Source organism: Frankia sp. CoBUL1 (genome assembly GCF_978021245.1).
This window is the reverse complement of sequence record NZ_CDXDOS010000007.1, coordinates 29,002-39,774: the sequence shown is the minus strand read 5'-3', so window position 1 is coordinate 39,774 and position 10,773 is coordinate 29,002. Positions and strand designations below refer to the sequence as shown.

Genomic DNA, 10,773 nt, shown 5'->3' with positions numbered 1-10,773 from the left:
CGGCCGGCGGAACCCAGCAGGGCACGCAGCGGGGCGAGGGTGTCGTTGGTTACCCGCCCCGCCCAGACGAGATCCCAGAGCGCGGTGGCGAGCGCCGTGTCGTCGAGCGAGCCCATCCGGTCGGACAGCGCCCGGAAGAACAGGGCCGCCCCGCCGGTGAGCGCGCCGAGAATCGCGGTGTGCAGCGGACCCGAGGCGATCTCCGGGTCGGGCGGAGGCAGCAGCAGGGGCGCGGTGTCGGCGAGGACCAGGGTCAACCAGCCGTCGTCCCCGGGCAGCCCGCCGGCGCCAGCCCAGTGCACCTCGCCGGCGGAGCACAGCTCGTCGAGCATCGTCGGTGAGTAGTCGGCGACGCGGGCCGGGAGAACGAGCTGTTCCCACGCGCTTGCCGGGATCAGCGCGCCCTGCAGCTGCTCGACGGCGCGCAGCACACCGTCCACCCCCCGGCCACGTCCGCTGGTGACCGACTGCCAGGCCGGCAGGAAGGCACCGAGGGCCCGGGGCGGCACCGCCTCGACCTCCTTGCGCAGGGCGGCCAGGCTGCGTCGTCGCAGCGCCCGCAGCACGCCCGCGTCGCACCACTGCTCACCGCCGCGGTCGGGATGCAGCTCACCGCGGACGAGGCGGCCGCTGCGGACCAGCCCGTCTAGGACACCGGCGACCACCGCCGTGCCCAGCCCCAGCCGGGCGGCCGGTTCCTCGGTGTCGAACGGTCCATGGGTACGGGCATAGCGGGAGATCAGGTCTCCGAGAGGGTCACGCACCGGTTCGGTGAAGGCGTCGGGAACTCCCACCGGTAGCGGTACGCCCAGGGCATCGCGCAGCCGGCCGGCGTCCTTGATCGCGACCCACCGCTCCTCGCCGGCGATACGGACCCGCAGGGCCCGGCGGGTCTGTTCGAGCTCGGCGAGCCAGCCCGGGGTGGCACCCCGGGCGACCGCCTCCTCGGTCGTGAGGTCACCGAGCATTCGCAGCAGGTCGGCCACTCCCTCGACATCGCGGGCGTGGCGGTCCGGGGCGAGCCGTGTGAGCTGGGCGGCGACCTGCGTGAGCGCCGCTGGATCGATCAGCTCCCGCAGGTCCGCCTCGCCGAGGAGCTCGGCCAGCAAGGAGCTGTCCAGCGACAGCACCTGCGCCCGGCGTTCGGCCAGCGGTACGTCCCCGTCGTACATGAAGGCGGCGACGTAGCCGAACAGCAGGGCGGAGGCGAACGGAGACGGGGACGGCGTCTCCACCTCCACCACCCGCAGCGTGCGGGCCGACACCTCGCGCATCAGCTCCGCGAGCGCCGGAACGTCGAACACGTCCTGCAGGCACTCTCGCATGGTCTCCAGCACGACGGGGAAGCTGGCGAACGTCGCTGCGACGGACAGCAGCGCTGCGCTGCGCTGGCGCTGCTGCCACAGCGGGGTCCGCCGCCCCGGGGTCCGGCGGGGCAGCAGCAGGGCCCGCCCGGCACACTCGCGGAACCGGCTGGCGAACAGGGCGCTGCTCCCGATCTCCGCCCGTACGATCGCGTCGATCTCGTCCGGCTCGAACAGCGCGAGATCGGCGCCGGGCGGCTCGGCGGCATCCGGGATCCGGGCGACGATGCCGTCGTCGGTGTGCATGATCTGGACGTCGACCCCGTACCGCTCGCGCAGCCGGGCGCCCAGGGCGAGCGCCCAGGGCGCGTTCACCGGAGCACCGAACGGGGAGTGCACCGCTAGGCGCCAGTCGCCTATCTCGTCCCGGAAACGCTCCACGACGATCGTCCGATCGTCACCGAGACGGCCGACGGCCGCCTTCTGCTCGGCGAGGTAGCGCAGCAGGTTGGCGGTGGCCCGATCGTCGAGGCCGGCGGCCCGGACGCGGTCGGCCGCCGCCTGCGCTGGCAACCTGGTGATCTCGCGCAGGAACGCGCCGAGCGCGCGGCCGAGTTCGGCGGGTCGGCCTGGGGCGTCGCCATGCCAGAAGGGGAGCCGGCCGGGCCGTCCCGGAGCCGGCGTCACCAGGACCCGGTCGGCGGTGATCTCCTCGATGCGCCAGCTGGATGAGCCGAGGAGCACCACGTCGCCGACCCGCGACTCGTAGACCATCTCCTCGTCGAGTTCCCCGACCCGGCTGGAGCGCTCCCCGACGAGGAAGACGCCGAACATGCCCCGGTCGGGAATGGTGCCTCCGCTGGTCACGGCGAGCCGCTGGGCGCCCGGGCGGGCGGTGAGGATCCCGGTGACGCGGTCCCAGGTGATGCGGGGGCGCAGCTCGGCGAACGTGCCGGAGGGGTAGCGGCCGGCGAGCATGTCCAGGACCGCCTCGAAGGCGGAGGTCGGCAGCGTCGCGAACGTCGCGGTGCCCCGGACCAGCGCGCCGAGCTCGTCAACGTGCCAGTCCTCCATCGCCGTCATTGCCACGATCTGCTGCGCCAGCACGTCGAGGGGGTTGCGCGGGTACCGCAGCCGCTCGATCGCCCCCGAGCGCATCCGCTCGGCGACCACGGCACATTCGAGCAGGTCGCTGCGATGCTTCGGGATGATGACGCCGCGACTGGCGGCGCCGACCTGGTGGCCCGCGCGGCCGGTGCGCTGCATCCCGGCGGCGACACTCGGCGGGGACCCGATCTGCACGACCAGGTCGACGGCTCCCATGTCGATGCCGAGTTCCAGGCTGGAGGTCGCGACGACCGCGGGCAGCCGGCCAGCCTTGAGATCCTCCTCGATTCCGGCCCGTTGCTCGCGGCTCACGCTGCCGTGGTGGGCCCGCGCGATCTCCGGCCAGCCCGCCGTGCCGCCGCCTTGGCCCGAGGCGCCCATCAACGCCGCGGGGGACGTCCGGCCGGCTTCCCCCGGCCCGTCCCCGGCCACGGATTCGTCCGCGGCGGTGGCCGCGGCGAGCCGCTCGGCATACAGCTCGTTCAGCCGGGCGCAGAGCCGCTCCGCGAGCCGGCGCGAGTTGGCGAAGACGATGCTGGCGGAATGAGCCAACACCAAGTCGAGGACACGCTGCTCGACCGCCGGCCAGATCGACGCTCGGTGCGGGGCGGAGGCCGCCGAGCCGTCCGGGGACCCGTCGAGGAGCTGTCCGCCGAGCTGGGTCATGTCCTCGACCGGCACCACGACGTCGATCTGGAGGGTCTTGGCCGCGGGCGGGCGGACTACCGCCACCGGGGCCGTTCCGCCCAGGAACCGGGCGACCTCCTCGACCGGCCGCACCGTGGCGGACAGGCCGATCCGCTGGGCCGGGGTGTCCAGCAGAGCGTCCAGACGCTCCAGGCTCAGCGTGAGGTGGGCGCCGCGCTTGGTGCCCGCCACCGCGTGGACCTCGTCGACGATCACTGTCCGGACGCCGCGCAGCGACTCCCGCGCGGCACTGGTGAGGATGAGGAAGAGCGACTCCGGGGTGGTGATCAGGACGTCGGGGGGCCGGGTGCCGAAACCGCGTCGTTCGGCGGCGGGGGTGTCGCCCGACCGCAGACCCACGGTCACGTCCGGCTGGGGCAGACCGAGCCGTTGCGCGGCGGAGCGTATCCCCGCGAGCGGTGCCCGCAGGTTCCGCTCGACGTCGACGGCCAGCGCCTTGAGTGGGCTGACGTACAGCACCCGGCAGCGCCGGGTGGGCTCGGCCGGCGGCGCCGAGCGGGCCAGGGTGTCCAGCGACCACAGGAAGGCGGCCAGCGTCTTCCCCGAACCCGTGGGTGCGACGACCAGCGCGTTGCCGCCGGTGCGAATCGCCTCCCACGCGCCCCGCTGGGCGGGGGTCGCGGCGGTGAAGGCCGCGCCGAACCAGCTCCGGGTCGGGGCGGAGAACGCCGTGAGCGGATCCGGTGGATCGGGGGAAGCGAAGCTGGGCACGTTGACCAGTCTGCGTCGAGGGACCGACAACCTTCCGCCGGTGTGGTTCATGCCGGGCCCGCCGTGGGGCCCGGCCTCGACCCGGTCGTGCTTCCCGCGACCGTGCTTCCGCCACCGGGGATCCCCACCGGGGACCCCCGGTGGGGATCCCCGACCAGGACCCCCTTGGGTGGTCCCGTCCCGTCCGGACGGTGCACACTGGCGAAGTGCGGTTGACCGAGTTCTGGGCGAAGATGAACACACGGTTCGGTTCCGCGTACGCGGAGTCGTTTGCGCGTGATCATGTGCTGCCCGGTCTCGGTGGCGCGACGGTCGAGGTGGCCTTGGCCCGTGGTGACGATGCCAAGACCGTCTGGCGGGCCGTGTGCGAGGAGTTCGACGTGCCGGCGCGGGAGCGCTGAGCCAGCGTCCGGCGTGTCGTCGGGTCATCGAACGCATGTTCGTCTAGAGTCGTCCCGTGCGGCTACTTGTCCACAGATCATCCTCGACTCTCGAAACTGTCGGACCCACGGCCTAACGTCATCCTCGTGGCCAAGACTCGACGACCTCAGCATGGAGTAACTCCAATGGCAGGACTCGACCGTGAGAAGGCGTTGGATAATGCCTTGGCGCAGATCGACAAGCAGTTCGGCAAGGGATCGGTCATGCGGTTGGGGGACGACACCAGGCCGCCGGTCCAGGCCATTCCCACCGGTTCGATTGCTCTGGATGTCGCGCTCGGCATCGGCGGGCTGCCGCGGGGGCGCATCATTGAGATCTACGGCCCGGAGTCGTCCGGGAAGACGACCGTCGCCCTGCACGCGGTGGCGAACGCGCAGGCGGCCGGTGGTATCGCGGCGTTCATCGACGCCGAGCACGCGCTTGACCCCGAGTACGCGGGAAAGCTCGGCGTCGACACCGACGGTCTGCTGGTCTCCCAGCCGGATACCGGCGAGCAGGCGTTGGAGATCGCGGACATGCTCGTCCGGTCTGGCGCGCTGGACATCATTGTCATCGACTCGGTGGCCGCGCTGGTCCCGAGGGCCGAGATCGAGGGCGAGATGGGGGACAGCCACGTCGGCCTCCAGGCCCGCCTGATGTCCCAGGCCCTGCGCAAGATGACCGCGGCGCTGGCGAACTCCGGCACGACCGCGATCTTCATCAACCAGTTGCGCGAGAAGATTGGGGTGATGTTCGGCTCCCCGGAGACCACGACCGGTGGTAAGGCACTGAAGTTCTATGCGTCGGTGCGCCTCGATGTCCGTCGTATCGAAACCCTCAAGGACGGCACGGAGGCCGTGGGTAACCGGACCCGCGTCAAGGTGGTGAAGAACAAGGTGGCGCCGCCGTTTCGGACCGCCGAATTCGACATCGTCTACGGAGGCGGTATCAGTCGGGAGGGTTCCCTGATCGACATGGGTGTCGAGCACGGCATTATTCGTAAGTCCGGTGCCTGGTACACTTACGACGGCGATCAGCTCGGCCAGGGCAAGGAGAACGCCCGGTCGTTTCTGCGGGACAACCCCGATCTGGCCAACGAGATCGAAAAGAAGATCAAGGAGAAGCTCGGCATCCTGCCCAGTCTCGAATCCGATGCCGTGGTGCCCGTTCCGGTCGATCTGTAACCGATGGCAGGAGCAGATCCGGGGAATGCCGCCGCCGGTCCGTCGTTCGCCCGGACGGCGGTCGTGGTGGACGGGGGGCCGCGGCCGAATGATCCGATCTCGGTCGCGCGGGAGATCTGTCTGCATCAGCTGGCGACCAGAGCGAGGAGCCGAGCGGAGCTTGCGGCGACCATGCGGCGACGGGGGGTCACCGATGAGATCGTCGCTGTGGTCCTCGACCGGTTGGCCGCCGTCGGTCTAATCGACGACGAGGCCTTCGCTGCCGCCTTCGTCTCCTCCGCCCGGGCCCGTCGTGGGCTGGGTAGGCAGGCCCTGGCCACAGAGCTGCGTAAGCGGGGAGTAGATCCGGAGACCGTCGAGGCCGCCATGGCGGTGGTCGGAGCGGACGACGAGGAGGAGAGCGCCCGCGAGCTCGTCCTTCGTCGGCTGCGGTCGATGGACCGCCTGCCCGAGCAGGTTCGTACCCGAAGGCTTCTCGCCATGCTGACCCGAAAGGGCTATCCGGTCGAACTGGCGGTCCGGGTCGTGAGCGAGCAGGTCGCTCAGGGGCTCGCCGACGGAGGTCGGATGGGCTGGGTGGTCGATGGCGGCGAAGACGACGGCTCGGTGTGAGTGGTGGGGAGATTGAGTCTGGGTCGTCAATGTGCCCTTATTTCTTGACCAGGGATTGTGCGAGACCTAGTCTTTCTTGAAAGGTGACAGGACTCCCGCGGCGACGCGGTCTTGATAGCTCGTCCAACTCACACGGAGGCAGCCGCTGCGCGTGGGTGCTCGAAGGCGGTATGCCCGCCGGCCGGTCGACGTTGGATTGGCCGGTTCGGGAGGCCGTCCGGGCTCCATATCGCAATGGCGTAATCCGCGTGCTGCCCCTCTACGGCTGTGATCGTGCCGAGACGAGGGTCCTTCGCCGCTCCAGCCCGCCTGTGCGGGTCCGACGGAAGCGGAGGGAGCAGCGATGGAGGGCGTCCTCGTCGTCCTGTTGTCACTCGTACTTGTCGTCCTGAGCGTTCTGATCCTCGCCGTGGCGCGGTTGGTCCGGGCGACCCGGGTCGACAAGATACCCGCCCCCGCTCCGGTGGTGCCCCGAACCCCGGCCGCCCGGGGCGCCGGGGACGTGACGGGTCCGGCGGACTTTGACGAGGAGCCGACGGTCCGCGTCCTGCCCGCCCTCCGGGAGGGTTCCGGTGCTCCGGCCACGACGGACGCCGACTCACCCGCCGATCGGGACGGCACCGCCGCGCGGACCGGGGGTTCGGCCGTGACCGCCGGTCGCTCTGACGGCGGCCTCCGCGCGGCTCATGGTGGTAGCGCGGAGGAGGCGGCGCAGATTGTGGCCCGAGCCGAACGGGAGGCGGCGGAACGGTTGGCGCGGGCTGAGCGGGATGCCGCCGAGATCCGGCGGCGCGGCGAGGAGGATGTCGCCCTACTGCGCGAGCGGATGCTCGCCGAGGCGGCGGTCGAAACCTCGCGGGTCCAGGCCGCGGCGAGAGAGTCCGTCCGCGTCGAGCAGGAGGCCGCCCGGACCGAGATCGCCGCGGCTCGGGTGGCGTTCGACGGTGAGCAGCAGGCCTGGCGGACGGAACTACAGAGCCGGGAGGCTGCGATAGCCGCCCGGGAACAGCGCGTCGAGGACCGGATGGCCAGCCTCGACGATCATGGTTGCCGGCTGGCGGACCGCGACCGCGATCTGCTCGACCGGGAGAACGACCTGACCCGTCGGACAGCCGAGGTGGCCGACCTCGAACGTGCCCGTCATGCCGCGCTGGAGCAGGTGGCCGGGCTCACCGCCGGGCAGGCCAGGGGAGAGCTGATCGCCGTCATCGAGCAGGAGGCCCGGCGGGAGGCGGCGCTGACGGTCCGCGAGATCGAGGCCTGGGCCGAGGAGGAGGGTGAGGAACGCGCCCGCAGGATCGTGACCACCGCCATCCAACGGGTCGCGTCCGACCAGACCACCGAGTCCGTCGTGACGGTCCTGCATCTTCCCGGCGATGAGATGAAGGGCAGGATCATCGGGCGGGAGGGGCGCAACATCCGGGCTTTCGAGTCCGTCACCGGGGTCAACGTGCTCATCGACGACACGCCCGAGGCGGTGCTGCTGAGCTGCTTCGATCCGGTGCGTCGCGAGGTCGGTCGCATCACGCTGGCGGCTCTGGTGTCCGACGGCCGGATCCATCCGCACCGCATCGAGGAGGAGTACGCCCGCGCCCAGATCGAGGTGGCCGAGCGGTGCGTGCGGGCGGGCGAGGACGCCCTGCTCGAGACCGGCATCTCCGAGATGCACCCCGAGCTGGTTAACCTGCTGGGCCAGTTGCGTTACCGAACCAGCTACGGCCAGAACGTGCTCGCGCACCTGATCGAAAGCGCCCACCTCGCCGGAATCATGGCCGCCGAGCTGCGCATGCCGCTTCCACTCGCGAAACGAGCGGCTCTGCTGCACGACCTCGGCAAGGCGCTCACCCACGAGATCGAGGGCTCTCACGCGTTGATCGGGGCGGATGTGGCCCGTCGCTACGGTGAGGACGAGGAGGTCGTGCACGCGATCGAGGCCCATCACAACGAGGTCGCACCCCGCTCGATCTGCGCGGTGCTGACCCAGGCCGCCGACCAGATCTCCGGTGGCCGGCCTGGCGCCCGCCGCGACAGCCTGGAGTCGTATGTGAAACGGCTCGAGCGCATCGAGCAGATCGCCGGTGACCGTCCGGGTGTCGACAAGGTGTTCGCCATGCAGGCCGGCCGGGAGGTGCGTGTCATGGTAGTGCCCGAGGAGATCGACGATCTCGCCGCCCATCTGCTCGCCCGGGACGTCGCCAGGCAGATCGAGGAGGAGCTCACCTATCCGGGTCAGATCCGGGTGACCGTCGTGCGCGAGACCCGTGCGGTGGGCACCGCCCGCTGAGCCGGGACGCGGCCGCCGAGGCGGCGGTCCTGACGGCGGTCCAGCCATCGGGCCAGCAGCGACAGCAGCCCGTTGGTGACGATGTACATCACCGCCATGAAGGTGTAAATGGGCAGGGCGTACCTGCTGCCCAGATACTCGACCGCCCCGCGCCCCGACCGCAGCAGCTCGCTGTAGGCGATGACGTAGCCCAGCGAGGTGTCCTTGAGCAACGTCACCAGCTGGCTCACCAGCGTCGGGCTCATCCGCCGGATCGCCTGGGGAAACTGGATGAGGCGGAAGATCTGGACCGGCCGCAGCCCGGCCGCCGCCGCGGCCTCCGTCTGCCCCCGGTCGACCGACTGGATCCCGGCGCGGAAGATCTCGCTGAGCACCGCCCCGTTGTAGGCGGTCAGCCCGATGACCAGGGCCCAGAACGCCGAGAGCCGCCAGCCGAGCGCCGGCAGACCGAGGTAGGCGAACAGGATGAGCATCAGGACGGGCAGGCTGCGGAACAGCTCCACCAGCAGCGTGGCCGGGATGCGTACCGTCCGGCGCCGGGACAGCCGGGCCAGGGCAAGCAGGGTCCCCACCGCCGAGGCGAACAGCATCGCGGTCAGCGCGGCGCGCAGCGTGTCGAGCAGCCCGTTCCACAGCAGGGTGCGCAGCGCCGGCTGATCGACGAAGACACTCCAGCGCTTGCCGTCGAGCTGGCCAGAGTCGGCGAGGCGGAGCACCGCCAGCGTGACCAGCCCGACGAGGACAGCGGCGGCCACCACGCTCGCGAGCAGGATGCGACGCCGACCACGCGGACCCGGTGGATCGGCCAGGATGATCTCGGCGCTCATTGCGCCCTCGCCACCCGTCGTTCGGCCAGGGACAGCCCGGCTGCCAGCACCACGGTGAGGATCAAGTATGCCACCACGCCGCCGAGCAGCACGGCGATCACCGCGTCCGGATTGGCGGTCGTGAGCCGTTGGACCATGCCGGTCAGCTCTTGGACGCCGAACGCCGCGGCGATCGAGGTGTTGCGGATCAGTGCGCTCACCACGCTGCCCAGCGGTTGCAGCACGTTGCGGAACGCCTGCGGAAGAATGATCATTCGTAGTGTCTGGGAGAAGGTCAGGCCCAGCGCACGAGCCGCTTCGGCCTGACCGAGCTCGATCCCATTGATCCCGGAACGCACCGCCTCGCAGACCAGCGCGGCGTGATAAATCGAGAGCGCGACCACCGCGAACGTGAAATACGAGAAGACGATGTCCAGCTGTGGCAGGACGAACACCACGAAGAAGAACACGACGGTCAGCGGGGTGTTGCGGACCGTCTGCACGTAGGCGGTGCCGGTCCAGCGCAGCGGGGGCACGGGGGAGACCCGCATCGCCGCGAGGACGGTACCGAGGATCAGCGCCGCCACGGACGCGACCAGGCTTAGCCCGACCGTCCGGCGGAAGCCCTCGGCGAAGATGTCGAGGTTGTCGATGACGGCGTCGATCGTTGTCCTCCCTCATGCGGTGGCGGGTGGACGACCGGTCGGCGCGGGTGAGGCCGACCGGTCGTGCCCCGAGCGATGATCGGCGGATGCCGTTCAGCCGGTGCCGGTCACCTGATATCGATCACCTGCTACCGGTCAACGGCCGCCGCTCAACGGCCCTCGACCCGCGGAGCGGATCAGGACGTGTACCGGTCGACGGCCGGGGGAGTGGGCACGGTCGGCTCCACCTTGCCGAGGGTCGAGGTGTACGCCTTCTCCCAGCGCCCGTCCTTGTAAGCGGCCTCGAGCGTGTCGTTGATGAAGTTCCGGAACGCGTCGTCACCCTTCTTGAGGCCGATGCCGTAGGGCTCCTTCGTGAAGGTGCCACCCACCACCTTGAAGGCGTCAGGGTCCTTGTCGACGAGACCCAGCAGGATGCCCTTGTCCGTGGTGACCGCGTCGACCTGGCCGTTCTTCAACGCGTCGGCGCACTTGCTGTACACATCGAACAGCACGAGCTGGGCGGTGGGCGCCACCCGGCGGATGTTCTCGGCCGGCGTGGATCCGCTGACCGAGCACACCTTCTTGCCGGCAAGGGTGTCCTTGCCGGTGATGTCGGTGTTGTTCTTCGCGACCATGATGGACTGGCCGGAGACGTAGTACGGCCCCGCGAAGTCGACGACCTTCTTTCGTTTGTCGTTGATTGTGTAGGTGGCCACCACGAGGTCGACCCGGCCCTGCTGGATGAAGGGTTCACGGTTGGCCGACACTGTCTCCACGTAGGAGACCTTGTCGCGCGGGATGCCCAGGGCATCCGTGACGATCTTCGAGATCTCGACGTCGAAGCCCTCGGGCTGGCCGCTGAGGTTCTTCAGCCCGAACAGGTTCTGGTCGAACTTCGTCCCGATGGTGATCTTTCCGGCGTCGTGCAGCCGGGCCATGGTGGTGCCGGCGGTGAAGGTCACCGAGGGGGTGGGTGTCGAGGTGTCATCG

The 10,773-nt window shown here is 70.3% G+C and carries 8 protein-coding genes; 4 read left to right on the top strand and 4 right to left on the bottom strand.

The genetic code is table 11. The features are described from left to right. A partial coding sequence (locus AC08OX_RS01845; RefSeq protein ID WP_476606195.1) for an Lhr family ATP-dependent helicase occupies positions 1-3,881 on the bottom strand: 3,881 nt, incomplete at its 3' end. 155 nt (positions 3,882-4,036) lie between these two features. Here AC08OX_RS01845 and AC08OX_RS01840 point away from each other — a divergent pair. The 4 genes from AC08OX_RS01840 to rny all read left to right on the top strand — a co-directional run bounded on the left by AC08OX_RS01840 (position 4,037) and on the right by rny (position 8,330). After that, positions 4,037-4,231, top strand: coding sequence for a DUF3046 domain-containing protein (locus AC08OX_RS01840; RefSeq protein ID WP_011437904.1), 195 nt, complete (start codon positions 4,037-4,039; stop codon positions 4,229-4,231). Positions 4,232-4,396: 165 nt separating this feature from the next. After that, entirely contained in the window at positions 4,397-5,434 is a 1,038-nt protein-coding gene (gene recA / locus AC08OX_RS01835; RefSeq protein WP_476606194.1) for a recombinase RecA, read from the top strand. Between the two features lie 3 nt (positions 5,435-5,437). Next, a complete protein-coding gene (gene recX, locus AC08OX_RS01830; protein ID WP_476606193.1) occupies positions 5,438-6,046 on the top strand; it encodes a recombination regulator RecX in 609 nt (202 codons plus the stop codon). A gap of 343 nt (positions 6,047-6,389) precedes the next feature. Further along, positions 6,390-8,330, top strand: coding sequence for a ribonuclease Y (gene rny / locus AC08OX_RS01825; protein ID WP_476606192.1), 1,941 nt, complete (start codon positions 6,390-6,392; stop codon positions 8,328-8,330). On the opposite strand, the gene AC08OX_RS01820 is transcribed toward rny, so the two are convergent. The 3 genes from AC08OX_RS01820 to AC08OX_RS01810 all read right to left on the bottom strand — a co-directional run. Next, positions 8,276-9,157, bottom strand: a complete 882-nt coding sequence (locus AC08OX_RS01820; RefSeq protein ID WP_476606191.1) for an amino acid ABC transporter permease — start codon at positions 9,155-9,157, stop codon at positions 8,276-8,278. The two genes, rny and AC08OX_RS01820, sit on opposite strands and share 55 nt — an antisense overlap. Then, on the bottom strand, positions 9,154-9,774 hold the full coding sequence (locus AC08OX_RS01815; RefSeq protein ID WP_476606200.1) for an amino acid ABC transporter permease: 621 nt from the start codon (positions 9,772-9,774) through the stop codon (positions 9,154-9,156). Before AC08OX_RS01815 ends, AC08OX_RS01820 begins: the two co-directional genes overlap by 4 nt. 203 nt (positions 9,775-9,977) lie before the next feature. Next, on the bottom strand, positions 9,978-10,773 hold a 796-nt coding region (locus tag AC08OX_RS01810; RefSeq protein WP_476606190.1), incomplete at its 5' end, for a glutamate ABC transporter substrate-binding protein.

Excerpts from the sequence above, each read along its gene's own strand:
- recA (WP_476606194.1), top strand. The coding sequence starts at position 4,397 with ATGGCAGGACTCGACCGTGAGAAGGCGTTGGATAATGCCTTGGCGCAG.
- recX (WP_476606193.1), top strand. The coding sequence starts at position 5,438 with ATGGCAGGAGCAGATCCGGGGAATGCCGCCGCCGGTCCGTCGTTCGCC.
- rny (WP_476606192.1), top strand. The coding sequence starts at position 6,390 with ATGGAGGGCGTCCTCGTCGTCCTGTTGTCACTCGTACTTGTCGTCCTG.
- AC08OX_RS01820 (WP_476606191.1), bottom strand. The coding sequence starts at position 9,157 with ATGAGCGCCGAGATCATCCTGGCCGATCCACCGGGTCCGCGTGGTCGG.